The 25,573-nt window shown below is 66.6% G+C and carries 20 protein-coding genes; 4 read left to right on the forward strand and 16 right to left on the reverse strand.

The annotated features are described in order from the left end of the window. The first annotated feature begins 102 nt into the window (after positions 1–102). Entirely contained in the window at positions 103–1,002 is a 900-nt protein-coding gene (locus MAA8898_RS09100) for a carbohydrate kinase family protein (protein ID WP_094020678.1), read from the forward strand. Next, entirely contained in the window at positions 999–1,442 is a 444-nt protein-coding gene (gene dtd, locus MAA8898_RS09105; RefSeq protein ID WP_094020679.1) for a D-aminoacyl-tRNA deacylase, read from the forward strand. The genes MAA8898_RS09100 and dtd overlap by 4 nt, the downstream gene beginning before the upstream one ends. Before the next feature lie 174 nt (positions 1,443–1,616). Here dtd and MAA8898_RS09110 read toward each other — a convergent pair whose 3' ends face one another. The 4 genes from MAA8898_RS09110 to MAA8898_RS09125 form a co-directional block, all read right to left on the reverse strand. After that, entirely contained in the window at positions 1,617–2,798 is a 1,182-nt protein-coding gene (locus tag MAA8898_RS09110) for an HlyD family type I secretion periplasmic adaptor subunit (RefSeq protein ID WP_094020680.1), read from the reverse strand. Further along, positions 2,799–5,024, reverse strand: coding sequence for an ATP-binding cassette domain-containing protein (locus tag MAA8898_RS09115; RefSeq protein ID WP_245853319.1), 2,226 nt, complete (start codon positions 5,022–5,024; stop codon positions 2,799–2,801). Further along, complete coding sequence (locus tag MAA8898_RS09120) at positions 5,021–6,328, reverse strand: TolC family protein (RefSeq protein WP_094020681.1); 1,308 nt, start codon at positions 6,326–6,328, stop codon at positions 5,021–5,023. The genes MAA8898_RS09115 and MAA8898_RS09120 overlap by 4 nt, the downstream gene beginning before the upstream one ends. Positions 6,329–6,414: 86 nt before the next feature. Beyond that, positions 6,415–10,836, reverse strand: a complete 4,422-nt coding sequence (locus MAA8898_RS09125) for an Ig-like domain-containing protein (protein ID WP_094020682.1) — start codon at positions 10,834–10,836, stop codon at positions 6,415–6,417. A 392-nt stretch (positions 10,837–11,228) separates the two neighbouring features. Here MAA8898_RS09125 and MAA8898_RS09130 point away from each other — a divergent pair, with 392 nt between their 5' ends. Together MAA8898_RS09130 and MAA8898_RS09135 are read left to right on the forward strand one after the other, a co-directional pair. Beyond that, entirely contained in the window at positions 11,229–11,732 is a 504-nt protein-coding gene (locus MAA8898_RS09130; protein ID WP_094020683.1) for a flavin reductase family protein, read from the forward strand. A gap of 211 nt (positions 11,733–11,943) precedes the next feature. Then, entirely contained in the window at positions 11,944–13,275 is a 1,332-nt protein-coding gene (locus tag MAA8898_RS09135) for a cytochrome-c peroxidase (RefSeq protein WP_094020684.1), read from the forward strand. Positions 13,276–13,308: 33 nt separating this feature from the next. Here the strand turns inward: MAA8898_RS09135 and MAA8898_RS09140 are convergent, their stop codons facing one another. The 12 genes from MAA8898_RS09140 to MAA8898_RS09195 all read right to left on the reverse strand — a co-directional run bounded on the left by MAA8898_RS09140 (position 13,309) and on the right by MAA8898_RS09195 (position 25,537). After that, entirely contained in the window at positions 13,309–13,770 is a 462-nt protein-coding gene (locus tag MAA8898_RS09140; protein ID WP_094020685.1) for an NUDIX hydrolase, read from the reverse strand. A gap of 203 nt (positions 13,771–13,973) precedes the next feature. Further along, positions 13,974–15,149, reverse strand: coding sequence for an alpha-hydroxy acid oxidase (locus MAA8898_RS09145; protein WP_094020686.1), 1,176 nt, complete (start codon positions 15,147–15,149; stop codon positions 13,974–13,976). Further along, entirely contained in the window at positions 15,149–16,090 is a 942-nt protein-coding gene (locus MAA8898_RS09150; RefSeq protein WP_281252858.1) for a sugar kinase, read from the reverse strand. Before MAA8898_RS09150 ends, MAA8898_RS09145 begins: the two co-directional genes overlap by 1 nt. Beyond that, positions 16,087–16,398, reverse strand: coding sequence for a cupin domain-containing protein (locus MAA8898_RS09155; protein ID WP_094020687.1), 312 nt, complete (start codon positions 16,396–16,398; stop codon positions 16,087–16,089). Before MAA8898_RS09155 ends, MAA8898_RS09150 begins: the two co-directional genes overlap by 4 nt. A gap of 14 nt (positions 16,399–16,412) precedes the next feature. Beyond that, a complete protein-coding gene (locus MAA8898_RS09160; RefSeq protein WP_094020688.1) occupies positions 16,413–17,156 on the reverse strand; it encodes an SDR family NAD(P)-dependent oxidoreductase in 744 nt (247 codons plus the stop codon). A gap of 68 nt (positions 17,157–17,224) precedes the next feature. Further along, positions 17,225–18,106, reverse strand: coding sequence for an NAD(P)-dependent oxidoreductase (locus MAA8898_RS09165; protein ID WP_094020689.1), 882 nt, complete (start codon positions 18,104–18,106; stop codon positions 17,225–17,227). A gap of 39 nt (positions 18,107–18,145) precedes the next feature. Further along, complete coding sequence (locus tag MAA8898_RS09170) at positions 18,146–18,478, reverse strand: cupin domain-containing protein (RefSeq protein WP_094020690.1); 333 nt, start codon at positions 18,476–18,478, stop codon at positions 18,146–18,148. A 71-nt stretch (positions 18,479–18,549) separates the two neighbouring features. Beyond that, entirely contained in the window at positions 18,550–20,871 is a 2,322-nt protein-coding gene (locus tag MAA8898_RS09175; protein WP_094020691.1) for a heparinase II/III domain-containing protein, read from the reverse strand. 81 nt (positions 20,872–20,952) lie between these two features. Further along, positions 20,953–22,518 (reverse strand): extracellular solute-binding protein, encoded by a 1,566-nt coding sequence (locus tag MAA8898_RS09180; RefSeq protein ID WP_176445112.1) that lies wholly within the window; start codon positions 22,516–22,518, stop codon positions 20,953–20,955. Positions 22,519–22,547: 29 nt separating this feature from the next. Next, a complete protein-coding gene (locus MAA8898_RS09185; RefSeq protein ID WP_094020692.1) occupies positions 22,548–23,429 on the reverse strand; it encodes a carbohydrate ABC transporter permease in 882 nt (293 codons plus the stop codon). Positions 23,430–23,441: 12 nt separating this feature from the next. After that, positions 23,442–24,437, reverse strand: coding sequence for an ABC transporter permease (locus MAA8898_RS09190; protein ID WP_094020693.1), 996 nt, complete (start codon positions 24,435–24,437; stop codon positions 23,442–23,444). After that, on the reverse strand, positions 24,434–25,537 hold the full coding sequence (locus MAA8898_RS09195) for an ABC transporter ATP-binding protein (RefSeq protein WP_094020694.1): 1,104 nt from the start codon (positions 25,535–25,537) through the stop codon (positions 24,434–24,436). Before MAA8898_RS09195 ends, MAA8898_RS09190 begins: the two co-directional genes overlap by 4 nt. Positions 25,538–25,573: the final 36 nt, after the last annotated feature.

Here is a 25,573-nt window from a genome sequence, read left to right on the forward strand (position 1 = left end):
GCAAATTCCAGCGATGCTGAGGGCTATTCGGCTTTGACCGGCGCGGCGATGCGCTGTAGACGGGCCGCACGTTAGCGCAAACATGACCTTGGGAGACTGGCGATGATCCTCTGCTGTGGAGAAGCCCTGATCGACATGCTGCCCCGCGATACACCCGCGGGCGAGCAGGCTTTCGCGCCCTACGCCGGCGGCGCGGTGTTCAACACGGCCATTGCCCTCGGCCGGCTCGGGGCGCCGTCAGGCTACCTTGGCGGCCTGTCCAAAGACCTGTTCGGCACGCTGCTGGCCGAGGCGCTGTCCGCCTCGCATGTGGACCACAGCCTCTGCCCGCGCTCGGCCCGGCCGACCACGCTGGCCTTTGTCACGCTGACCAACGGACACGCGAAATACGCCTTCTACGACGAGAACACCGCCGGGCGGATGCTGTCGTCCGAGGACCTGCCCGCGCTGGACGACAGCATCACGGCGCTGTTCTTCGGCGGCATCAGCCTGGTGTCCGAACCGCAGGCCGACAGCTACGCCCTGTTGTGCGACCGGGCCGGTGACCTGCCGGTGATGATCGATCCCAACATCCGCCCCGGCTTCATCACCGACGAGGCGCGCTACCGTGCCCGGCTGGAGCGGATGCTGGCCCGCGCCGACATCGTCAAGCTGTCGGACGAGGACATGGATTGGCTGGGCACCAGCGCCGATACCCTGCTGCGCGACGGCACCTCCGTGGTCCTGGTCACCCGCGGCGCCGACGGGGTGGACATCGTCAGCCGCGATGGCACCCGCAAGGTCGCGGCGCGCAGGGTCGAGGTGGTCGATACGGTCGGCGCCGGCGATACATTCAACGCCGGGTTCCTCGCCGGTCTCTACCGCGCGGGCCTGCTGACGCGCGCCAGGCTCGCCGCCGCCGTGTCCGACGACCTCGCCGAAGCGGCGGACCTGGGCGTCCGGGCCGCGGCGGTGACGGTCAGCCGCGCCGGGGCCAACTCGCCCTGGGAACACGAACTGTGAGGGCATTGGTCCAGCGCGTGGCCTCCGCCCGGGTCGATGTCGGCGGCGCGACCGTGGGCGAGATCGGTGCCGGACTGCTGATCCTGATCTGTGCGATGCAGGGCGACGGCGAGGTTGAGGCCGACAAGCTGGCCGCCAAGATCGCCAAGCTGCGCATCTTCAAGGACGACGAAGGACGGATGAACCGTTCGGTCCTGGACACCGGCGGCGCGGCCCTGGTGGTGAGCCAGTTCACCCTGGCCGCCGACACCTCGCGCGGCAACCGCCCGGGGTTCTCGACCGCCGCCGCACCGGCCGACGGCGAACGCCTGTATGAATATTTCGCCGCCGCGATCCAGCGCCATGGCATTCCCGTCGCGACTGGGCGATTCGGGGCCGACATGGCGGTGAGCCTCGTCAATGACGGCCCGGTGACCATCTGGATGGACACGGTCGGCTGAGTCCGGAGTAGCCGGGGGCCAGCCCCCCGCACCCCCCGGGGTATTTCCACAGAAAAGAAACATCGAACAGCGCTCCAGGCTTCTTCTCTGTCGAAATACTCCCGCCCGAGTTCTTTGCCGAAGGCAAAAAGGCGAGACGACCAGTGCCGCCGCAGGCGGCGCACTCTGGCAGCCTCAGGGTTCGCGGAACGCCTCACGCGACTTGTAGAGCGGTTTCAGCAGGTACTGGAGCACGGTTTTTTCGCCGGTGTGCAACTCGGCCTGTGCCTGCATCCCGGGGCGGATCTCCATCGCCACCTGCCGGTCCGTCAGCGACGACATGTCGACCCGCACCGTCACCTTGTAATGCGGTTCGCTGTCCGGGCGGCGTTCGTCCTTGAAGGTGTCGGCCGAGATCACGTCGACCCGGCCCTTGAGCGTGCCGTAGATCGTGTAGTCGTAGGCGGTCAGCTTGATCTTCGCCTCCTGCCCGGGCCGGATGTTGGCGATGTCCTGCGGACGGACGTGCGCCTCGACGAAAAGGTCCTCGTCCATCGGGATGATCTGCATGATCTCCTCGCCCGGCCGCACGACGCCACCGATCGTGGTGATCGACAGCTTGTTGACCACGCCGTGCATGGGCGACACCAGCACCGTCCGGTTGAGCTGATCCAGCGAGGCCTTGAGGTTCTGTTGCAGCGTCGCCAGTTCCTTCAGCGTTTCCGAGTATTCCTCGGCCCGCGCCAGCTCGGTCTGGGTGATGATCTCGTCATGCGCCTTCTGCGCGTCGGCATGCGCCTTGCGGGCACGGGTGACCTCGATCAGGGCGACCACCTTCTTGTCGAGAAGGTCCTCCATCAGCTTCATCTCGGCCGCGGCCTCGTCCAGCACGCGTTTCGCCCCCTCGCGGCGCTTGAAGTAGTCGGACTGCCGCGCGGCCAGCAGCGCCTGTTCCGAGGCGACCATCGCGGGCGATCGTTTCGCCAGGTCCTCCGGCACCTCGACCACCGAGGCGCCCTGCAACTCCGCCTCCAGCCGCAGGCGGCGGATCTCCAGCGCGGTGATCTGCTCTTGCAGGTCGTCCACCGAGGACCGGAACTGCACGCCCTGCAACCGCGCCAGCACGTCGCCGCGCATGACGACATCGCCTTCGCGGACCAGCAACTCGGACAGGATGCCGCCTTCGAGGTTCTGGATGATCTGCGGGCGCGAGGACGAGATGATCTCGCCGTCGCCGCGCACGATCTCGTCCAGCCAGGCATAGCCGGCCCAGATGATGAAGGCCCAGAGCGCGAGAGCACAGAGCCAGATGATGCGGGACGGGCCGCGCAGGCCACGTGACAGTTGCGTCGTGAGGGTCGTGCTGCTGCTGACCATCTACGCCGCCCCGGTCTGGACGGTGCGCAGGTGGTTCAGCACCTCGTCGCGCGGACCGTCGATCACCATGCGGCCATTGGCCAGGATCAGCGTGCGCGAGGCCAGCGCCAGGATCGGCACCCGGTGCGTGGCGATCACCGCCGTGCGGCCCGACAGCCAGCCTTCCAGCCGCGAGATCAGCGTCTTTTCCAGTGTCTGGTCCAGCGCCGCGGTGGGTTCGTCCAGGAGGCAGACCTCAGGGTCCTGCAACCAGAGCCGCGCCCAGCCGATTGACTGCCGCTGCCCGACAGACAGCCCCTCGCCGCCGTCGCGGATGTCGAGGTCCAGCCCCTTGGCATGCGCCTTGACGAAGGGGCCGAGGCCGGCAAAGTCGAGCGCCTCGTAAAGCCTGTCGTCGTCGCGCTCCAGCAGACTGAGGTTGAGATTGTCGCGCAGGGTGCCGTGGAACAGGCGCACTTCCTGCCCCAGGTAGCCGATGCCGCGGCGCAGGTCGCGCGGGTCGATCTGCGCCATCTCGGTGCCGTCGATCAGCACCTTGCCCGAAGCGGGCGCGTAGAGGCCCGACAGCAGCTTGAGCAGCGTCGACTTGCCCGAACCGTTGGTGCCCAGCACCGCCACGCATTGCCCTTTCTGGATGACCAGCTGCGACAGGTCCAGCGCCGCCGCGCCATCGGGATCGTAACGGAAGGTCACGTCGCGCAGCTCGTACTGGCCGGCCAGCCGCTCGCGGCGCAGGTACTTGCGGCCCGCCGCGCGGTCCTGCGGGGCGGTCGCCACGGCGTCCAGCCCTTCGAGCGCGGCCTTGACGTTGCTCCAGCGCGCGAGGATCCCCGACAGCTGCGTCAGCGGTCCCAGCGTGCGCGAGGTCAGGATGCCGGTGGCGATGATCGACCCCACGGTGAACTGCCCGGCAAACACCAGGTACGTGCCGGTGATCACGGCGGCAAGGTAGGTGCCCTGCTGCACCGCCTGGCTCCAGAAGGTCAGCGCGGCGGCCAGCCTGCGCTGCTCGGAGCTCTTGACCGATTGCACCGCACTCAGTTCCTCCCAGAGGCGGGCAAAGCGGTCTTCGGCGCGCTGTGTCTTGATGGTGTCCAGTTCGGCGACCGTCTCGTGCAGCAGGCGCGATTGCCGGGCCGAGGCGCCCTGCATCTCCTGCGTGAGGCGGACCATGCGCCGTTGCAGCAGGAAGCCGGGGACCACCATCAGGATGCCGCCCAGCACCAGCACCCAGACGACGCTGCCCGCGATGGACCAGACCAGCAGGAGGAAGATGAAGATGAACGGGATGTCGGCCAGCGCGCCCACGGTGGAGGCGGTGAAGAACTCGCGCACCGAGCCGAATTCGCGCATCGCCGAGAACAGCTGTGACGGGGACCGCCCCGCAAGGTCCGAGCGCATCCCCAGCAGGCGGTTCATCAGCAGGCCCTGCACGCCCATCTCGATCTGCCGCCCGGTGCCGTCCAGCAGGTGCGAACGCGCGGATTTCAGCATGGCCTCCAGCAACAGCGCGATCACGGCGCCGGCGGCCAGCACCCAAAGCGTCGCCTCGGACTGGTGCGGGATCACCCGGTCGTAGACCTGGAGCGAGAACAGCGCAACCGACACGGCCAGGATGTTGGCCACAAAGGACCCAAGTGCGACCTCGCCGAAATGGCGCGAGAAGTGCCGGAACTGGCCCCAGAACCAATGCGCCTGCCTGTCGAGCGACGCATGGGTGTCGGACAGCGCCTGGACCGGCGCCTCGGCGCGGATGACCTGCCCGGCAAAGACGGGGCTGAAGTCGGACAGGGGCACGTCGGAGCGGCGCGTCGCGGCGGTCTCGTCGTAGATGGTGAGGCTGTCGCCGTCCTGCGCCAGCACCAGCACGGTCTTGCCGCCCGACATCAGGGCCAAAGCGGGCCAAAGGCCGGGCTCAAAGCGGTCGGGCTGCTGGACCTGCGCCAGCAGGCCAGCGGCCCGCAGCGCGGCGCAGAGCGCCGCGGGGCCGTAGCTGTCATTCGGCCCGGCATTCTGCGACAGCGCCTCCAGCACGTCGGGCAGGCGTGCCTCGATCCCCAGGCGGCCGGACAGGACGCGGACCAGGTTGGCACGGGCGCGGGCGCGTTCGCTGTGGCGCGGGGCGCGGCGGGCGGCGTTTGCGGCGCTGGCGGGCCCTGCGGGAACCGCGCGCAGCACCGCCTGTCCCGCCTTTTCGGCCAGCTGGAACATGCCTTTCTGGCTCATAGGCGCGCGCCTTCGGCCAGCGCGCCGCGCAGGCGGGCCAGCTCCAGTTCCGCGCGGGCGGCCTTGTATTTCAGCGAAATGGCGGTCTCCAGCCCGGCGGCATAGGTCTCGTAGACGCCGACCACGTCCATCACCTGGCGCTGGCCGCCATCGTACTGGCGCTGGAAGATGTCGAGGTTCTGCTTGGCCTGGCGGGTGAGCAGCTCGGCCTCCTGCGCCTGTCGCGTGTAGGCGGCGAACTGGCTGGCCTGGCTGTCGATCTTGCGGCGGGAGGTCTCGGCGGCCTCGGTCACGCGGCGGGTGGCGGCGTCCTTGCCCGCCTCGATGGCCCGCAAGTCCGACACCGTGCCCAGCGAAAAGAAGCTGTCGGTGCCGATGTTCAGGCCGCCCAGGCTGCCGCTGTCGCCGACCGAGCCGCTGGCGGTCAGGCCCGGCAAATGGCTGGCGCGGGCGATGCGCGCCTCGGCCAGCGCGATCTCGCGTTCGGCCTGGGCGCGCAGCACCTCCAGCGGTTCGCCTTCCTGCACCGGGGACAGGGAACCCGCGCCGCGCAGGTCGGCAAGGTCGCTGGCCGACATCGCGTGCAGTTCCGCCAGCGCGGTGCGCGCCGTTTCCAGCGCCTCGTCACGGCGGGCGCGGATCGCGGCCAGCTTTTGCCGCAGCACGTTGAGGTCGGACATGTCGGACACGCCACCCTTGACCCGTTCGTTCATGATCCATTCGAAATGGGTCATGTCGGCGTGGGCCAGGTCGAGGTGCGCCGCCAGTTCGCGGGCTTCCTCGGCCCGGACAAACAGGGTCAGGGCGTCGTGCACCCGGCGGTTGCTGTCTTCGACCAGCTTGACCGCGGCCAGTTCCACCTGCGCCTTGGCGAGGTCGCGTTCCGCCTGCTTGCGGCCGTTGTCGAACAGCACCTGGTTGATCAGCAGATCGGCCACGAAGTCGCCCAGCGAGTTCAGCGAGACGCGCGGCGCAATGCCCGGCAGCCAGTTGTATTTCGCCGCCTCGGCGCGCAGCTGGGCCACGCGCAGCTCGGCCTCGGCAACGCGCGAGTCGGAGGCGATCACCGCCTCGGACACCTGCGCATAGGGTGTGCCCGGTTGGATGGCCGAGGGCCGCAGCGTCAGCGCGTGGATGATCGGCGCGGCGGTGGCCAGGTCGGGGCGGTCGGCATAGCTTTGGGTCGCGGGCGCGGTCTGCGCCGCGCTCCCGGAAAACCGGGACACCACACCCATGTCCTTTGTGCAGCCCGAGACCAGGACCGCCAGCGCGACCAGGCCCAGGCTCCGCCTGCCAATGCTCATTCGGGCCCCCGTTTCGGCGCGATTATGATTATGTCGGGATCCGGGGCCCGGGTCTGTCGCCGGGCCGCCGGACGGTACGTGTGACATCAGGTGACGCCATGCACCTGCGTGATGTCGTCCTGGATCAGCAGCGTCGCGTCCCCCAGCGAGAAGACGTTGTAGCCCTCGCCATCGACGGTCTGGCTGCCCTGCGCCTGCGCGCCGGTGATCGTGACGTGGTCATCGGCACCGCCGCGGATGAACAGGCTGTCGGTATGGCTCGACAGCGCCTTGATCTGCGCCTCGGTGATGGTCAGGCTGCTGTCCTCGGCAAAGTGCAGGTCGATGGTGTCGATCTGGAACTCGGACAGCGCCTGCGCGATGTTGTCCGACATCAGCACCGTGTTGGTGGCCGGGTCGTCCGTCACCAGGTAGGCGCCCGAGGTGTTGCCCGCCGCATCGGTCGAAGCCAGCACCAGGTGCGTGCCGTCGGGAACCGAGCCGGTGAGGTCGATAAAGCTCTGCCCCAGCTCGGGGATGTCGGTCGTCGTGTCGATCGGCACCGCGGCCACATCCGGCGTTCCGTGCGGATCGCTCAGCCGCCCCAGAAAGACGCTGTCGTCGGTGATCTCGGTCCGGATCAGGTCCACACCCGCGCCGTTGCGCCCATAGCCGATCCAGCTCAGCGTGTCGGGAACGTCGGTGTCGATGCTGAGGGTTTCGGTGATCGCGCGGGTGTTGCCCGCCGGGTCCACCGCCTCGATCAGCACCGGGGCCGACAGGGTGCCGGACGGAATGGCCGAGGGTGGGATGTCGACCGACCAGTCACCTGCGGCACCCACCGTCGCCACATGCGCCACGCCGCCCACGGTGACCGTGACGGTCGAGCCCTGTTCGACGGTGCCGGTCAGCGTCACGCCCTGCCGCGCCTCTGCGGCGTTGATGACATTGTCCGGCGTGACCGGGTCATCGGACATGGTCAGCGTGTTCACCGCCGTGTCGATGGCGAAGGAGACCGAGGTCGACGCGGTGTTGCCCGCCGCGTCGGTGGTGTGGATCTGCGCACCGCTGGCCTTTTCACCGCCCGGGATCGTTCCGGCGGCAAAGTCCACGGACCAGTTGCCCGAGGCATCGACCGTCGCGGCGCGGGTGACGCCCTCGAAGGTGACGTTGACGGTGCCGCCCGGTTCGGTCGTGCCGGTCAGGGTGAAGCCGTCCGACGCCTCGGCCGCGTTGATCACGTTGTCGCCCTCGACCGGGGTGCCGGAGGCGGCGAAGTTCAGCACCTCGGTGTCGACCTTCACGCTGTCGGTGCGGGTCAGGGTGTTACCGGCGCTGTCGGTGATCGTGGCCGAGATGGCGGCGGTGTAGGTGCCGGGCGCGATCTCGCCGGGCGCGTAGTCGACCGACCAGTTGCCGGAGGCATCGGTCAGCACCGAATGCGTCACGCCGTTCATCGTCACGTCGACCATCTGGCCGGGGGTGGAGGTGCCCTTGAGCGTCACACCGTCCGAAGCTTCGACCAGGTTGACCACGTCGTCGCCCTCGACCGGGTCGGGGCTGATGGTCAAAAGGCCGGCATCGGTGTCGATCCGCACCGCCTGGGTCAGGGTCTGGGTGTTGCCGGCGGGGTCGCGGGAGACGGCGGTCAAGGTGACGGTCCGTTCGCCGCCGGGCAGCTGCGCGGCGGTAAAGTCGGCCGACCAGTTGCCCGAGGCGTCCACAGTCGCCTGCACGGTATGCCCGTTCAGCGACAGCTGCACGGTGCCGCCGGGTTCGGTGGTGCCGGTGACGGTCAGCCCCTGCGTGGCCTCGGCGGCGTTGATCACACCGTCCGCGCCGCCCGGGGTCGAGCTGATGGCGAAGTTGCGCACCAGCGTGTCGACATTCACCGTTCCGGTGGCCGTCGCGATGTTGCCGGCCGGATCGGTGCCGACGGCGGTGACATTGAGCACCCGCTCGCCGGCCGGGATCTCGGCGGCGGCGTATGTCGCGGTCCAGCTGCCATCGGCGGCGACCGTGGCGGCCCGGGTGACCGTGCCGAAGGTGACCATGACGCTGCTGCCGGGTTCGGCGGTGCCGGTCAGGGTGACACCATCGGCGCGCTCGGCGGCGTTGACCACGCCTTCGCCTTCGACACCGGCGGTCATCACCGTGACATTGGTCACGGTGTCGACGGCGATGGTGCCTGCGGTGGTCGCCACGTTGCCCGCCCCGTCGATCGAGGTGGCCATCACGTCCAGCGTGGTCTGACCCTGCGGGATCTCGGCGGCGGGGATCAGCACCGACCAGCTGCCGTCAAAGGCGATGCTGGCGGCGTAATCGTTGCCGTTGACCGTGACGGTCACCGACGACCCTGCGTCGGTCGCCTCGGTGTAGCCGGTGATCACGGCGCCGTCGGCACGTTCGGCGGCGTTCACGATGCCATCGGTCTCGACGCTGGAGAGGTACATCTCGACATGGTTGGTCACGTCGATCTGGAAACCGCCCGAGGCCAGCGCCATGTTGCCGGCCGCATCGGTCGATGTGACAGAGGCCATGACCGCGATCGGGCCGGCCTGCCCGGCATTGGTCGGCAGGACGTTTGCCGGGAAGGGCATCGACCAGCTTCCGTTCGCGCCGACGGTGGCCGAGGCGGTCGTGCCGTAGAGTTCCAGCGTCACGGTCGCGCCCGGCTCACCGGTGCCGGTAAAGGTGATCATGCCGGCGTGTTCGGTGCTGTTGACGATGCCGTCGACCGCCAGGGTCGAGGTGTCGATGGTCAGCGCGATCTCGGTGTCGATGTTGACGCTGCCGGTTGCGGTGACAGTGTTTCCGGCGGCATCGGTGGAGGTGGCCAGGATGTCCATCACCAGAGTGCCGCGCGGCAGACTGACCGAGGGGATATCGACCGACCAGCCGCCCGACGCGCTGGCCGTCGTGGTGTAGCTGGACCCGTTGGTCGAGATCACCACAGTGGCGCCGCCTTCGGCGGTGCCGGTCAGGGTCACGCCCTGGTCGGCCTCGGCGCGGTTGATGAAACCGTCGACAGCCACCGCAGGCACGTCGATGGTCAGCGCGGTTTCGGTGTCGACGGCAAAGCTGTGGCTCAGCGTCGCGACGTTGCCGGCCGCATCGGTCGACACGACCTGCGCGGTGGCCTGGTAGGTGCCTTCGGCCAGGTCGCCGGAGGCAAAGGTCACGCTCCAGGCGCCGGACTGATCGGCGGTGGCTGTGTGGGTCACCCCTGCGATGGTCACGGCCACGGTGGCGCCCGCGTCGGTCGTCCCGACCAGAGTGACACCCGCGCCATGCTCGGCGGCGGCGATCAGGTCGTCCCCGGTCAGCGGCAGGTTGTCCAGCGTGACAGTGTTCTCGGTGTCGACGGCCACCACGTCGTGGAACGTGGTGCTGTTGCCGAAATGATCCGTGGTGACCAGGACGATGTCCTTGGTGTAGGTGCCCGGCGGAAAGACCGTGGAGTCGAAGGTGAAGGACCAGGCACCATCGGCGCCGACCTCGGTCACCTGGGTGACGCCGTCGACGGTGATCGTCACGGTGGCGCCCGGCTCGCTTTCGCCGGTCACGGTGACGCCGTCGCTGTGGTCTTCGGCGTTGACCAGGTCATCGGTCGAAACGGTGCCGTCCGTCACCTCGATGGGCGGCGGCGTGGTGTCGATCACGAAGGTCGGACCGTCCAGTACCGTGACCGTGCCGTTGGGATCGACAACGGTGACGGGAATGTCGGTATAGGTGCCGTCCGTCGGAAAATCCTCGCCCTCGAACACGGCTTCCCAGGTGCGGTCGTCGCCGGCGATCACGGTGACGGTCTCGTCACCGATGGTGACGGTCACTTCGGACCCCGGGTTGGCGGTGCCGGTGATGATGATCCGGGGCGTGTCGCCGCCGTCGAATTCGTAGCTGGCGTCGGGGTCGTTCACCGTCGGCGGGATCCAGGGGGTCCCGTTGCCGTTGCCGCCGCCGCCGCCGTTGCCGCCATTGCCACCGCCGCTTGCGGCACCGCCGCCCAGCAGCGCCAGGCCACCCAGCGCCGCAGCGCCCGCCCCGGCAACGCCAAGCCCGCCCAGGCCCAGAAGCCCGGTGGCAAGCATGCTGACCCCTTCGCCGTCATCGGTCACAGGGGTCTGCGCCTCGGCGACGACGGTCGGCTGATCCAGGAACATCAGCTGGTCCAGCGGGCTCCACTTGCCCCAGGTCTCGGTCGGTCCGTACTGGGCGAACAGCGCCCCACCCTCGGCCGCGACGAAACCCACCTCGTTGATGGCGCCATCGGAACTTAGGTACAGGCTGCCTGCCCGCCCCGCGCTGTCGTCGAAGTAGCCTTCGAGAACGATCACCCGCCCGTCGGCCAGGGTGATCTGAAGATCGTCGCCGGCACGGTCGTAGCCGCGGATATCGATCCGGCTGATGTTCAGGGAGATTTCCCGCCCACCGGCGGCATCAATCGAATAGTCTCGGCCATTGCCGCCCGCCACGCCGTGCTGGACGTCGCCCGCACGGGTACGGCTTACGAACTTAATCGCGCTCATAGTAACACCGCTCTACCTCTGTGCCCGCCTGTTTTTTTGTCTGCTGGCGCGCTTGTTCTGCTGGTCACCCGTTACCGCATTTAAGGCGGTCTCGCCACAATGTATTTCCGCAAAGCGCCGGAAAGAGGGGGGGATTCCGGGGTCTTGCAGCAATAAAACCCGCGCCTGTGGCAAAAATGCGGCGACTCTCCCGGCACTGCCAACGTCATGCCTGTGCCTTTTTTTCGTGCGATCAGGACCTGTGGACCGCGTGACCCGGCACGGCCTTGGCAATGCGCCCGCGGCGTCTATGTCTCATGGTGCAGCAGGGCGCACCGACAGGATGGGTGCCGGGGACCGCGCCCCGGCGGCCCGGGCACCAGCCCCTTGGCAACCGTGCGAGAGGCCGTAGCATGACGAAGATGACCCAGAGTTTCGACCCCGCGCAGGCCGACAGCCGCGCCTTTCGCGATGCCTTGGGCCGCTTTGCGACCGGCGTCACGGTGATCACCTGCGCGACGACGACCGGACCGCTGGGCATCACGGCCAACAGTTTTTCCAGCGTTTCGCTGCACCCGCCGCTGGTGCTGTGGTCTCCGGCCAAATCCTCGTCGCGCTACCCGTTCTTCATGGCTGCCGACCACTTTGCCATCCATGTGCTGGGCACGGAACAGGCGGCGATCTGCGAGGCCTTCGCCCGCAGCGGCGACGCCTTCGGTGCAACCGACTGGACCGTCAGCGAGACGGGCGTGCCGCTGATCGAGGGCTGCCTGTCGCGCTTCGAATGCCGGCAGGTGGCCGCGCACGACGGCGGCGACCATTCGATCCTGGTGGCTCACGTGGACCGGGTGAGCACCCGAGAGGGCGCGCCGCTGATGTTCCACGCCGGGCGCTACGGCGCGTTCACCGCCCGCTGATTCACGCCTGACCGGCCGGCCACGGGCGTTTTGCGCCCGGGAAAGCCGCGACCCGGCACACGGGAACATTTCCCGATACGGAAAGCCCTTGTTTCGCCAAGGGAAACAAATATGGAAAAACTGCATTCTTTTCCAAGGCTTGCCAAGCGGGCCCAAGTTTCTCACACTTTCGTTATCACCTGCCGCACTTTTTTTTCATCCAAGGTTTCGCATGCTCACACGATTTCCCCTCCTGCGCACCGTCCTGCGGCTGGCCGCGTTGACGCTGACCGCACTGCCTGCCGCCGCCCAGCAAGAAAGCCTCAGCCCCCAGGGTTTCCTGAACTTCGACAAGCGGCAGGCGCAGCTTGGCCAGTTGCTGTTCTATGACAAGATCCTGTCAGGCAACCGGAACATCAGCTGCGGCACCTGCCACCATCACAGCCTGAGCGGCGCCGACGCGCTCAGCCTCGGGATCGGCGAGGGTGGTCAGGGTCTTGGCCTGGACCGCACCCCCGGCGAGGGCGCAACACGGATCGCCGCGCGCATTCCGCGCAACGCCCCGGCGCTGTGGAACCTGGGCCATGGCGACGTGCGCGTGCTGTTCCATGACGGGAGGGTGGAAAAGACCGATGCCAAGGGCATGGCCTTTGAAACCCCTGCCAAGGGCAAGACCCCCGCCGGCCTGAATTCGGTTCTCGCCGCGCAGGCGCTGTTCCCGGTCAGTTCCCCGGCGGAAATGGCGGGCGCGCCGGATGAGAACCCGGTCAGCGCCGCCTTTGCCGAAAGCATCGACCTGGGCTGGGCCATGCTGGCCGACCGCGTGCGCGCCATCCCCGAGTACGAGCGCCTGTTCGTCCGCGCCTTTCCCAACGTGCGCAGCGGGGCGGACATCACCATCGTCGAGATCGCCAACGCCATCGCCGCCTTCGAAGCCTCTGAATGGCAAAGCCACGACAGCCCCTATGACACGTGGCTGAGCCGGGGCACGCCGCTGTCGCCCGAGGCCGAGCGGGGCCGCCAGCTGTTCTTTGGCGCGGCGGGCTGCGCCGGCTGCCACAGCGGCCCGCTGTTCACCGACCAGGAGTTTCACGCCGTGGGCATCCCGCAGTTCGGACCCGGCCGGCCGTTTGACGGCGACACGCTGCCGCGCGACCTGGGCCGGATGGAAACCACCCGCAACCCTTCGGATGCCTACAAGTTCCGCACGCCGTCGCTGCGCAACGTCGCACTCACCGCGCCCTACGGGCACAACGGCGCCTACCCCGACCTGCGCAGCATGATCCGCCACATGTGTGACCCGATCACCGCCCGTGCGGAATGGACGCCGGGCATGGCGCGGCTGCCGGACGTGGCCTGGCTGAAGGACACGGATTTCCGCCTGATGTCCTACAGCGACGCCGCACAAGCGGAACTGGACCACCTCGACATCACCCCGGTCGAGATGGTGGACGGCGACATCGACGCGCTGGAAGCCTTTCTGAACGCGCTGACCGGGGAGACCGCGCTTACCCGACCGTTGGGCCATCCGGACCGCGTGCCCAGCGGGCTGCCCGTCGATTGACGGCGCCGCACCCGGGGCATCCGGGCACGCGCGTCAGCTGTGACGCTTCATCAGGGTCTGCACCGCCGGTTCCTTGAACGGGTCGCGGTGCAGGCGCAGCAGCATCTCGGCCAGTTCCGCCTCGTCGACCCGCTTCGCAGCCGCCTTGGGCGAGAACCACTTGCGCTTGCGCTGGCCGCGTTCCTTCCAGTTGCGCAAAAGTTCATCCACGAACATCGGGTAGACGTCGACAACGCAGGGGATCACCCGGCCATCGGCCAGGATCTTGGGGTAGCGGTAGGTGCCGATCTTCTCGTTGCCGATGCGGCCGACGGCGCCCGCCTCTTCCAGCGCCTCGATTGCCGCCGCGGCCCAGGGCTTCTTGCCGTCCATGTGCCAGCCCTTGGGCATGACCCAGCGCCCGGTGTCCCGGGATGTCACCATCAGGATCTTGACTTCGCCCTTGTCACCCCGACGCATCGGCAAGGCGGCAATCTGTTCGCCGATGTCAGGCACGGAACTCCTCGCAGACAATCGCGCATGGCATGCACCACGCGCAGCGCCGCCCCTGCCTGTGCAGGGGTCTTGGCTGGGATCGCTGTTTGGCAGAAAACGGCGGGCCGCACCAGAAGGAAACGTGAGGGCAGGACCCATCTTCTGCCCGGCACGCCCGCGCAGAAAGGGGTGCGGCCGCCTCGCCGGCCCCGGAAGGGCCGGTGTCACACCTCGCGAAAGCCCTCGCAGAGCAGGACCGAACGGTCGAGTTGCGCGAGGTCTGTCAGGCCCAGCATGCCCAGGTCCGCCATTAGCTGCCGGCGCAGCAGGTCGATGGCATGGGCAACACCCGCCTCACCGGCGATGCTGGCAGCGTAGTTGAATGGCCGTCCGACAAAGACGAAACGCGCGCCCAGGGCCAGTGCCTTGAGGATGTCGGTGCCGCGCAACACGCCACCGTCCAGCATCATCGGCAGGTCCGGCGCACATCGCCGCGCCGCCGTAAGCACGCGCAGCGGCGACACGGCCCCGTCCAGCTGCCGCCCGCCGTGGTTCGACAGGATGACACCTTCGGCGCCCAGATGCGCGGCCCGGGTCACGTCGTCGGGGTGCAGGATCCCCTTCAGCACCAGGTGCCCCTTCCACATCCGCCGGACCTCGGCCAAAAGGTCCCAGCTGAGGAACTCGCGGCCGGAAAAGTCCCGCACCGCCCGCCGCGACAACAGCGGCGCGCCGCGCGTGGCGGTGGCGTTCTCGAAATGCGGGGTGCCGTGCCGCAGGAAGGTGCGCAGGAAGGTGCCCAGCGCCCAGCGGGGATGGGTGATGCCCTGCCAGAACAGCGCGAGATCCGGCCGCAACGGCGTGCGATACCCGGTGCGCAGGTTGTTCTCGCGGCTGGGCACCACGGCGCTGTCGAGCGTGACGACAAGCGTCTCGACCCCGGCGCGGGCGACGCGCGCCAGCAGCGCCTCGATCTCGGCCAGGTGCTGCGGCAGGTAGGCCTGATACCAGACCTCGGGATTTGCGGCGGTGATCTCTTCCAGCGGGATCAGCGAGGCGGCGCTGACGATCATCGGGATGCGCGCCTGCCCCGCGGCGCGCGCCAGCACCAGGTCGCCGCGATAGGCGGTCAGCGCCGAGACCCCCATGGGCGCAATGCCAAAAGGCAGGTCGAACGCCTGCCCCATGACGTCACAGGCAAGGCTGCGGCCCGAGACATCGACACCGACCCGAGGCACAAAGCCGATCTCGGCAAAGGCCCGGCGGTTGTCGTCGTACGAGGCGTTGGTCTCAGCCGCGCCGGCGACGTAGCCAAAGATCGGCGCGGGCAGGTGGCGGCGCGCCGCGGGTTCGAAATCCTCCAGCGCGTAGATGCGGCGCAGACGCCGGTGGGCGGGCATCAAGGCATGGTCCAGTCGTTCGACAGGGGTGTCTTGTCCAGCGGGACCAGCGCGCCCTTGCCGCCAATCACCTGCGCGGTCACCGCTGCCGCACGTTCGATCCGTTTGGCCATGGGCAGAGGACTGCCCCAGTCCACCAGAACGCCGGCGTTGAAACTGTCGCCGGCCGAGGTGGTATCGACCACGCGCGGCACCGGGGCGACGACCACCTCTTGATGCCGCCCGTCATGCAGGACGTGCACGGGATCGGGGCCGTTCTTGACCACGACCGACCGCGCCCCGGCAGCGGCATAGCGGTCCGCCGTGGCGCGGGGATCGGCATCGCCGAAATACGCGGCTTCGTCCTCGAACGACGGCAGGACCACGTCGCTGACCGTCGCGCCCTGCATGATGGCCGCGCACATCTCGGCGCTGCCCCGCCAGAGGCGGGGGCGCAGGTTGGGATCAAAGGCGATGGTCGCCCCCTGCCCGCGCGCGGCCCGCAGCGCGTGCAGGAGCCTGTCGCGCGCCGCCTCCGAAAGGATGGCCAGGGTGATGCCGGAGAAATAGACCAGGTCCGCGCCAGACATGGCGCGATCCAGTGCTGCGGGATCCTCGGCCAGCAGCCGCGCGGCGGAGGTGTCGCGCCAGTAGGAAAAGCTGCGCTCCCCCGCGCTGAGCGAGATCATGTACATCCCGACACTGCGGCCGGGCACCCGTGCCACATGCGCCGTGCCGATCCCGGCATCGGCCATGAACCGTGCCATCCGGTCGGAAATGGCGTCGCCACCGATGGCGCTGAGGTAGTCGACCTCCAGGCCCGGGCGCAACTGACGCAGGTACCACGCCGTGTTGAAACTGTCGCCGGCAAAGCCCAGGCGATAGTCGCCCGGGGCGTCCAGCGGCGCCAGTTCGGCCATGCATTCGCCGATGCACAGGATGCGCCTGGGCGGCGCGGTCACAGGAAATCGTCCCGTCGCGGCGTGAAGCTGTCGATGATCGCGCCCGGTTCGACGCAAACGCAGCCGTGTTGCAGCCTCGAAGGGATGACGAGGCTGTCACCGGGCCCCATCTCGCATTCCGAGTCGCCCAGGCGATAGCGGAACCGCCCGCTCTGGACATAGCTCACCTTGACGTGGGGATGGTGGTGCACATCACCCCCCAGCCCGGCCCTGTCAAAGCGGAAGGCCACGATCATGAGGTCCGGGTGGTCCGCGATGACCTGACGGGTGATGCCGTCTTCCGTCGCGACGATGGGGTATTCGCTCATCGGTCAGTCTCCCCTCAGCTGAACAGCACGCCGCCGTTGATGTCGACATTTGCGCCGGTGATGAAGCCCGCGGCATCGCTGGCCAGGAAGAACACCAGTTCGGCCACGTCCTCCGACGTGCCCTGGCGCCGGACGGGCGCCGACGCCTCGAGCGCGCGGCGCGCCTCGTCCTTGGTGTGGATGTTGTGGAAATCGGTGTCGATCATGCCGGGGCACAGCGCGTTGACGCGGATGTTCGGGCCCAGTTCCTTGGCCAGCCCGCGGGTCATGGTCATGATCGCGCCCTTGGACGCGCCATAGGCCACCGCGCCGGCACCGCCGCCGTCACGCCCTGCCTGACTGGCAAGGTTGACGATGGCACCGGTCTTCATGTGCGGCAGGCAGGCCTTGACCATCAGAAAGGTGCTGGTCAGGTTCAGGTCCATCACCGCCTGCCAGTGCTCCAGCGACATCTCGGAGATCGTCTTGCGCGCGATCAGCCCGCCGGCGTTGTTCACCAGGATGTCGACCGCGCCAAACTCCTGCACGGTCCTGTCTACCAGCGCATCCACGTCGGCCTGGCGGGTGAGGTCCCCCCTGAGGGCAAAGGCCTTGCCCCCCTGGGCGGTGATCTCCTCGACCACGCGTTTCGCACCGGCATCGCTGGCGAAATAGTTGATCGCGACGTTGGCGCCTTCGCTGGCCAGACGCCTGGCGCAGGCGCCGCCGATGTCCCGGCCACCGCCGGTCACGATTGCGGTCTTTCCCTTCAGTTTCATCTTCTGTCCTGTCCGTTCCTGTTGCGTGCCCAAGGTGACGTGCCGGGCGTTCTGCCCTGTCGTCACGCCTATTTTTCGAGCGTCAGGAAATAGTCGAAGATCTCCGGCACGTTGCCGTCCCCCATGCCGGCCGCAACAGCGGCCTGGAGGTTGTGCGAGGTGCCTTCGGCGATCTCGGCCCGGGTGCCCAGGTCCTCGGCCATCTTCAGGAAATAGCCCAGGTCCTTGTTGGCGTTGTTGATCGAAAAGCCCAGGTCGCTCACGCCGTCCACCGCGTAATGCTTGCAGAACTTCATGAAGGGCGAATTCGACGGGCCGGTCGACATGATGTCGTACAGCTGCTGGCGATCGACACCGGCACGGTCGGCCACGGCAAAGGCCTGGCTCATGGTGCAGACGGTGGTCATGCCCATGAAGTTGTTGATCAGCTTGGTGGTGTGTCCCGCGCCCAGCGCGCCCAGGTAAAAGACGTTTTCACCCTGTTCGTCCAGCACCGGCTTGACCTTGTCAAAGGTCGCCTTGTCACCGGCGGCCATGATGTTCAGCAGCCCGTCCTTGGCGTGCGCCGGGGTGCGGCCCAGCGGGGCGTCGATCATGCCCGCGCCCTTGGCCGCCAGGTCGGCGCCGATCTTGCGGGTGGAGGCCGGGATGGAGGTGCCGTAGTCGATCAGCACGGCGCCTTCCTTGATGCCGGCCAGGATGCCGTTGTCGCCATAGACGACCTTTTCGACAACTTCGGAGGTGGTCAGGCACAGCATCACGATATCGCTGGCCTCGGCCAGTTCCTTCGGCGAGGCCGCCTCGCGCGCGTTGCCGCGGGCCAGCACCGCTGCCACGGCATCCTTGTTGAGGTCCATGACAACCAGCTCAAAGCCCCTTTTCTGGAGGTTCTCCACCATGTTGCCGCCCATGAGGCCGAGACCGATGAAACCGATGACAGGTTTGGTCATGCCGTGTTCTCCCTTAGGTTTTTCTTGATGTTGGTTGAATCAGAGGAAGTCTTCGCGGTGGGGCGTGAAGATATCCAGAAGCGTGCCCGCCTCGAGGCAGGTCGCGCCGTGCACGATGTCGGGCTGCTTGTAGAGCGAGTCCCCGGCGGACACGACATAGGTCTTGTCCCCGACGGCGAACTCGAACTTGCCCGAGATGACGTAGGTGATCTGTTCGTGCGGATGGCTGTGCAATGCCGCCACGGTGCCCTTTTCGAAGTGGACCTCGACGCACATCACGTTGTCGTTGTAGGCGGCGACCTTGCGGGTCAACCCGCCGCCGGCGTCGAACAGCGTGTTTTCGTTTCCGGGAAAGTAGTTCTTTACGGTCATGTCACATCTCCGGGACGTGGGGTGCGCGGGGGTGACGGCCGGTTCGGACCGCACCCCCGCGTTGCGACGGGTCAGGTGTTGGCCAGCTTCTTCATCACCACGCGAAAGGTGTTTTCCTCGGCGTCGGTGAAATAGAGGTCGGCGTCATAGCCCTGGTCGTCCATGAAATGGAAAATCCGTTTCGGCGCGGCCAGACGGTAGGGCACCAGCAGCGTGGCGATCCGGTGGCGCGTGGCGGCCGGGTAGCGCGCGGTCAGGCAGGTGCTGACCGGCAGGCCTTCGTAGTCCGCCGGGTCGACGCCGGGAAAGCCGGTTTCCTGGGTCAGCTCCGGCTTGCCTGCCTCGGACCAGACGACCTGGCCGTAGAACCCGGCGCGCTCACCGGTGTTGCGGAACGAGGTCTTGCCCAGCTCATAGGGCAAATTGGCGTGCAGCAGCCAGTCCAGCGTGACCGGCGTCTCGGCGTCGACCTTGTCGACGATCACGAAATAGCTGTTGCGGACAAAGTAGACCTCGCGTTCGGCCAGGGTGACCTCGGGCGACAGGCTGCGATAGGCCTCAGTGGCGTCGCCTTGGATGTAGATGTGATCGCCACGATCCTCGGCCGCCAAGATGCGGCCCGTCGCCTTCATCGCCTGGGCCTTGTCCTTTTCGGCGTACTGACCCTTGCCGTTGATCAGGATCGCGTTCTTGGACCGGGTCTGGCGGCGCCAGCTGCGGTGCATACTGGAGTTGAAGGCGACGTAATGGCCGGACTGGATCGCCAGGTCCTCGCCGTAGGCGGCCAGGCAAAAGGCGTTCTGGTCGCCGTGGCTGTGGCTGATCGAGCCGAAGGGCGAGGATTTGAACACGAACTGGATGTGGTTGTCCGGGTCCGCCATGGCGTGCTGCACGCCGACCCAGCCGATGCCGCGGAAGTGGCGCAGCCCGTCTTCGGGCGGGGTTGCCTCGACCACCGGGAAATCGGTGCGGAAGGTCAGCTCGTCAAAGTTGGTGTCCCACCAGCCCCAGTTGTAAAAGGCCATCTCGGTGCCCGGGTTCAGGCGCAGGTTTTCGTCACAGTACCATTGGTAGGCACCCTTGCCGGTGACTCCGGCGAACTGGCGCATGTTGAGGCCGGTCTTGATGCAGGGCAGATCGCCCATCGTGCTGTCATCGCCAAAGGTGGCGCGGCGGGTGTTCGGTGCCTTGCAGTACAGCGGGAAATCCCCGGTGTTCTGAAAGAACGGCCGCTTGTACAGGTCCAGCCCGGTGAAGGATTTCAGCCGGTTGGCGGCGTCGATCAGATAGGCCATGCCCATCATCCAGTAGTTGGTGCCCTCGGCCCAGCCGCCGTCGCTGTCACCCCAGGGCGAATAGACGGTGAACAGGAATTCGACGCAGTAGTTCAGCCAGTCGCGCGCCTCGTCCTCCGGGTCGTCGCCAAGCAGGGCGATGCAGGCCGGGATCAGCGTCAGCGAGACCGAGCGCACGGCGTGGCTGTCGTAGGGAAACAGGTGGATCCGGGCATTGACGATCGCATGATCCGCGATGTCGCGGGTCCGCTCCAGCAGGGCGGCGCGGACCTTGGCGCGCTCGTCCTCGGAAAGGTCGTCGTGCAGCCAGTCATAGCCCCAGGCAATCGCGTTGCAGACGCGGTAGGCCCATTCGTCGGTGTAGGCGCGCGAGGTGACGCCCATCGGGTCCCAGGATGCCAGCTCCAGCAGCCACTCCTTGGCGCGGGCGGTCATCGCCGCGTCGCCGGTGACCTTGCCGCCGATGGCAAGGTGGCGGATCGCGTACCAGGCCTCTTGCAGGTCGATGTAGGTCTGCCGCCAGACCGGGGCGACGCGCTGGTGGTTGGGGTAGCCCGCGGGTTCCTTCATCACCGGGCGGTCCATCCAGGGCAGGACCGATTTGCGGTAGAAGGTTTCCCAGGTGCAATGGGTCGGGTCGGCCTCGACCGCGGCTTTGAACTCGGCCAGACGCTCGGGGTTCATCCACAGGCGGGGGTGCGCGCGGTTGGTCCCGGCCAGGCGCGCCTTGCGCGCGGGCAGCGGGGTTTCCGCCAGCCCTTCGGTCAGGGTGAAGCTGCGGACCGTGCTCCAGGTCGTAGCGGGCTTGCCCGTCGCCGGGTCGCAGACCGCGTAGGACCAGTGCCAGGTGCCGGGCGACAGCACGGTGTCCGGCGTGAAGAAGTTCAGCGGGAGCCGGGTGTAATAATGCGTGGCGCCGCTGGGAAAGGCGGGATCGGTCGAGATCCGCAGCACGTACTGCGCCTCGTCCTCGATCACCGGCAGCCAGGTAAAGCGCGGCGGGTTCTCGACAATCTCGGTGCCGACATCGGGTGCGTAGTCGATGGTCAGCCGGCCGGCCTTGGGTTCGTCGAGCAGGGGAGCGGGTGCGCCGGGCATCTCTGAGGTCTTTCTGTTGCTGTCACGGTGGGGGATGTACGGCCGGAGACCGGCCGCACAGGTGTCATGGAAAGGAAAGGCTCAGCCGTACTGCCGCGTGTAGGCGGAGTTCATGACTTCGATGACCTTCGAGTAGCCCATCTTTTCGAGCGTCGCGATGTAGTCGTCCCAGTCTGCCTTGATATCGCCCGAGCCGAGGATCCAGGCCTGCTGGCGCTCCAGCATGTAGGTCTGGATGGACGGCCAGTACTTGTCATAGACTTCCTGCTCGTCCCTGTTGAAGGCGACGCCCAGGAACTGGTCGACCAGCAGGTCTTCCGAGTCATACAGATCGATGCCCTTGCGCGCCTCTTCTGCCGTCCACTGCCACTCGTAGCGGTAGTCCTGCGGGTAGCCGCGGTAGATCTGCGCGCCTTCCAGGTACATCTGGCTGTTCACCGGGGTGCCGGATTCAAGCACTTCCTTCTTGTAGACCGGCTGGCCGTCGATCATGTCCCAGGTCTTGCCCTCGACACCGAAGTTCGCCAGCAGCGCCCCTTCTTCCGAGAAGAAGTAGTCAAAGTACTTGATGGTCTCGACCGGGTGCTCGTTGGAATAGCTGATCGCCCAGCCATCCGGCTTGATCGGGATGCGGCGGTGCTCTTCCATCCGCACGCCACCGGCCGATTTCGGCGGCAGGAACGGGATGAAGTTGAAGCCGGGCACCTTGTCGGCCAGCGCGGCGTTGTACCCCGAGGTCGAGGCAAACCAGTCATGCGTCAGCCCGCCCAGGTTCTCGCCCAGCAGGTAGTCGCGCGAGGACGAACCGCGGGTAAAGATCTCGGCGTCGATCAGACCCTCGGCGTACCACTTGGCCACGTTGGCCATCGCATCGCGATAGGCCTCCTGCGCGTAGGGGTGCGCGACCTTGCCTTCGGGAGTGACATAGAAGTCGTGGTAGGTGTCCGAACCGGAGGTGCGGGCATCCCACAGCGTCATCAGGCGCAGCACTTCTTCCCAGTCGCGGGCAAAGTAGGGGACTTCGTCCTTCCTGCCGTTGCCGTTCGGGTCCTGATCGCGGAAGGCCACCAGCACCTCGTAAAGCTCGTCGACGTTGTCGGGCTGCTTCAGCCCCAGCTTGTCCAGCCAGTCCTGACGGATGAACCACGCCCGGCCGTATTTGCCGTCCGGCAGGTAGGGGATGTAATAGTAGTTGCCGTCGTAGGCCGAGATCGCCGCCTTGAGGCCCGGGTGGTCTTCCCAGAACTTCTTGATGTTCGGCGCGTGCTCGTCCACCAGGTCGTTCAGCGGCACGAATGCGCCTTCGGGACCGTACTGGTTGACCGGCTGCTGGATGCGGTTGCCGCCGACGATGTCGGGCAGGTTTCCGGTGGCGAGCAGCAGGTTCATCGCCTCGTTGTTGTCCTTGGTGTTGCGACCCGAGGTCTTGTCGACCAGGTAGATGTTGGTCCGCTCCCGCGTGACTTCCTCGACCGGGTACAGCGTGTTGGTGTCGCCACCCGGACCGTACCCCTGGGCGCGCGGCCAGTGCATGTGGATCGTCAGTTCCAGCGGCTTGTCGACGATCGGCAGATGGCTTTCGGCAAAGGCCGGGGCCGTCATGGCCGTGGTGCCCAGTATGGCAAGTGTGATTGACAGATTTCGCATGGTGTCCTCCCGTAAAGCGAAGTTACAGTTCATTCCTTGACCCCACCCAGCAGGATGCCCTTCGAGAAGTATTTCTGAAGGAAGGGGTAGATCAGCAGGATCGGTATGATCGAGCAGACGATGATGGCGGCGGTCACGGTCTCGACGGAATAGGCAGCGGTCAGAAGCGATGTGGCGAATTCCTCGTCGTCGGAAAGCTCCGAGATGACCTTGCGCAGATAGACCTGAAGCGGGATCTTCTCTTCGTCCTGCAACAGCACCATGGCCCAGAAGAAGCCGTTCCAGCGCGACACGATGCAGAACAGTGCAACCGTGGCAATCGCGGGCTTGGACAGCGGCATGTAGACCTTCCAGAGCACCTGGAACTCGTTGGCGCCGTCCATCCGGGCCGCCTCTTCGAAGGACTGCGGAATGCCCTCGAAGAAGTTGCGCAGCAGGATGATGTTGAAGCCGTTGACCGCAAAGCCGATGATGATGCCAAAGTAGCTGTCCAGCAGACCCAGGTCCCGCATGTTCAGGAAGAACGGGATCAGGCCGGCGTTGAACCACATGGTGAAGGCCACCACCAGGTTCCAGAACCGCCGCCCGTAAAGCTGGGGCTTGGACAGGGCATAGGCGCCGGGGATGATGAACAGCAGGCTCATGATCGTGCCGCCGATCGTGTAGATGAAGGTGTTCAGGTACGACGACCAGAACAGCGGCTCGCTCAGGACCTGCTTGTAGGCCTCCAGCGTGAACCCGACCGGGGTCAGGATCACATTGCCGGCGCGGGCCTCGAAGCCGGTGCTCATCGACAGCGAAGCGATGTAGATGAACGGGTACAGCGTCGAAAGGGTAAACAGCCCGATGAGTACCATGTTCAGGATGACGAACATCTTGTCGCCGCGGGAATAGAGATTCATGTTGGTCATGGGGTTCCCTCCTTACCAGAGCGACGTGCGCGAGTAGCGCTTCGAGATTGCGTTTGCCGTCATCACCAGCACGAAGGCCACCACCGCGTTGAACAGGCCCGCTGCCGCGGCTAGGTCGTACTGGCCGCCCTGGATGCCCTGGCGATAGATGAAGGTGTTGACGACGTCGGCGGTCTCATACGTGGCCGGCTGATAGAGCAGGATGATCATCTCGAAGCTGACTTCGAGCATGTTCCCGATCCGGATGATCAGCATGATGATGATGGTCGGAAGGATCGACGGAAGCGTGATCTTCCACATCATCTGCCAGCGGCTGGCACCATCGACGACGGCGGATTCGTAGAGCGTCGGAGAGACCCCCGCGATGGCCGCGAGATAGACGATCGACTGGAACCCCGCCTCCTGCCAGATGCCGGTGCCGACAAAGATCGGTCGGAACCATTCCGGCTTGGTCAGGAAGTAGATCGGCTCGACCCCGAACCACCCCAGGAAGGTGTTCACGATACCCGCGCTTGGGCTGAAGGCCGTGATGACGATACCCGCGATGATCACGGATGAGACGAAGTGCGGCAGGTAGACGATGGTCTGGGCGGTCTTCTTGAACCACTGTTTCAGGATCTCGTTGAACATCAGCGCCAGAAGGATCGGCATGGGAAATCCGAAGATCAGCCCGTAGAAACTGATGATGATCGTGTTTTTCAGCGCGCGCAGGAACTGGTCGTTGCCGAACAGGGTCTGGAAATGCTCCAGCCCGATCCAGGGGCTGTTCGCGACACCGCGGAAGATCGAGTAGTCCTTGAAGGCGATCTGCAAGCCGTACATCGGCTTGTACAGAAAGATGGCGAGCCACAGGATCGTCGGGAGCAGCATGACATAGAGCTGCCATTCCCGCTTCAGGTGGTCGCCGACGCGCGTGATGCGGCTGGGTCTGCGGACGCGCTGTGCTTCGCGCGCCTCCAGCACAAGCTCTTCCGTCTGCCCGACGGTGGGATCGAGTTCGGTGGTCATTGCTCTACCACCTGCCCGGGCAGCGCCTCACCGGTTTTGGCGTCGAACACCTTGACGAGCTTGGGTTCGATGGTGAAGCCCCGGATCCCGTCCAGGATGTGCATCTGCCCGACGGTATCGGTGCGGATGACAAAGGGCGCCCCCTGAAGGCTGGCGTGAATCAGCGCCTCGGAGCCCAGCGTCTCCACCAGATCGACGTCGAGGTTGATCAGGTTCGGATCATCCTGGTTCGTGACCGAGACGAATTCCGGACGGATGCCCAGGATCACGTCACGGCCGACAGCGTTGGTCAGCGACGGGATCTGCTGAAGCTGGACGCGCTGGCCATCGAATTCGGCCACCGGGCCCTTATCGCCCGCGACGATCCTGGCGTTTACCATGTTCATCGGAGGCGACCCGAGGAAGCCTGCGACAAAGGTGTTGGCCGGGTTCAGGAACAGGTCCATCGGGCTGCCGATCTGCTCGATCCGCCCGTCGTGCATGACGACGATCCGGTCGGCCAGGGTCATCGCCTCGACCTGGTCATGGGTGACGTAGATGCTGGTCACGCCCAGCCGCTTGTGCAGGCGCTTGATCTCGGCGCGCATCTGGGTGCGCAGCTTGGCGTCGAGGTTCGACAGCGGCTCGTCGAAGAGGAACACCTTGGGGCGGCGCACGATGGCGCGGCCCATGGCGACGCGCTGGCGCTGCCCGCCCGACAGGTCGGCGGGACGACGCTCTAGGTAGGGCGTCAGGCCCAGGATACCGGCGACCTCGTCGACCGAAGAGGCGATCGCTTCCTTGCTTTCCTTGCGGATGCGCAGGCCAAAGGCGATGTTGTCCGCGACGTTCAGGTGCGGATACAGCGCGTAGTTCTGAAACACCATCGCGACATCGCGGTCCTTGGGCGCGACTCGGTTCACATGGCGCCCGTCGATCGTCAGATCGCCGTCGCTGATCTCTTCCAGCCCGGCGATCATGCGCAGCGTGGTGGACTTGCCGCAGCCGGACGGACCGACCAGGACGACGAATTCCTTTTCCTGCACCTCAAGGTCGATGCCGTGCACAACCCGCACAGCGCCGTAGACCTTGACGATGCCTTCCAGACGTACCCCTGACATGAACCCTCCTCCAAATTTCCGTGCATGCGGCACGGG

The organism is Antarctobacter aquimaris, assembly GCF_900184945.1.
Classification (GTDB): domain Bacteria; phylum Pseudomonadota; class Alphaproteobacteria; order Rhodobacterales; family Rhodobacteraceae; genus Maliponia; species Maliponia aquimaris.

Bases quoted from the DNA above. Each gene is read 5' to 3' on its own strand.
- MAA8898_RS09100 (WP_094020678.1), top strand. From the start codon at position 103: ATGATCCTCTGCTGTGGAGAAGCCCTGATCGACATGCTGCCCCGCGAT.
- MAA8898_RS09110 (WP_094020680.1), bottom strand. From the start codon at position 2,798: ATGGTCAGCAGCAGCACGACCCTCACGACGCAACTGTCACGTGGCCTG.
- MAA8898_RS09115 (WP_245853319.1), bottom strand. From the start codon at position 5,024: ATGAGCCAGAAAGGCATGTTCCAGCTGGCCGAAAAGGCGGGACAGGCG.
- MAA8898_RS09120 (WP_094020681.1), bottom strand. From the start codon at position 6,328: ATGAGCATTGGCAGGCGGAGCCTGGGCCTGGTCGCGCTGGCGGTCCTG.
- MAA8898_RS09125 (WP_094020682.1), bottom strand. From the start codon at position 10,836: ATGAGCGCGATTAAGTTCGTAAGCCGTACCCGTGCGGGCGACGTCCAG.
- MAA8898_RS09130 (WP_094020683.1), top strand. From the start codon at position 11,229: ATGACGAAGATGACCCAGAGTTTCGACCCCGCGCAGGCCGACAGCCGC.
- MAA8898_RS09135 (WP_094020684.1), top strand. From the start codon at position 11,944: ATGCTCACACGATTTCCCCTCCTGCGCACCGTCCTGCGGCTGGCCGCG.
- MAA8898_RS09145 (WP_094020686.1), bottom strand. From the start codon at position 15,149: ATGCCCGCCCACCGGCGTCTGCGCCGCATCTACGCGCTGGAGGATTTC.
- MAA8898_RS09155 (WP_094020687.1), bottom strand. From the start codon at position 16,398: ATGAGCGAATACCCCATCGTCGCGACGGAAGACGGCATCACCCGTCAG.
- MAA8898_RS09160 (WP_094020688.1), bottom strand. From the start codon at position 17,156: ATGAAACTGAAGGGAAAGACCGCAATCGTGACCGGCGGTGGCCGGGAC.
- MAA8898_RS09165 (WP_094020689.1), bottom strand. From the start codon at position 18,106: ATGACCAAACCTGTCATCGGTTTCATCGGTCTCGGCCTCATGGGCGGC.
- MAA8898_RS09170 (WP_094020690.1), bottom strand. From the start codon at position 18,478: ATGACCGTAAAGAACTACTTTCCCGGAAACGAAAACACGCTGTTCGAC.
- MAA8898_RS09175 (WP_094020691.1), bottom strand. From the start codon at position 20,871: ATGCCCGGCGCACCCGCTCCCCTGCTCGACGAACCCAAGGCCGGCCGG.
- MAA8898_RS09180 (WP_176445112.1), bottom strand. From the start codon at position 22,518: ATGCGAAATCTGTCAATCACACTTGCCATACTGGGCACCACGGCCATG.
- MAA8898_RS09185 (WP_094020692.1), bottom strand. From the start codon at position 23,429: ATGACCAACATGAATCTCTATTCCCGCGGCGACAAGATGTTCGTCATC.
- MAA8898_RS09190 (WP_094020693.1), bottom strand. From the start codon at position 24,437: ATGACCACCGAACTCGATCCCACCGTCGGGCAGACGGAAGAGCTTGTG.
- MAA8898_RS09195 (WP_094020694.1), bottom strand. From the start codon at position 25,537: ATGTCAGGGGTACGTCTGGAAGGCATCGTCAAGGTCTACGGCGCTGTG.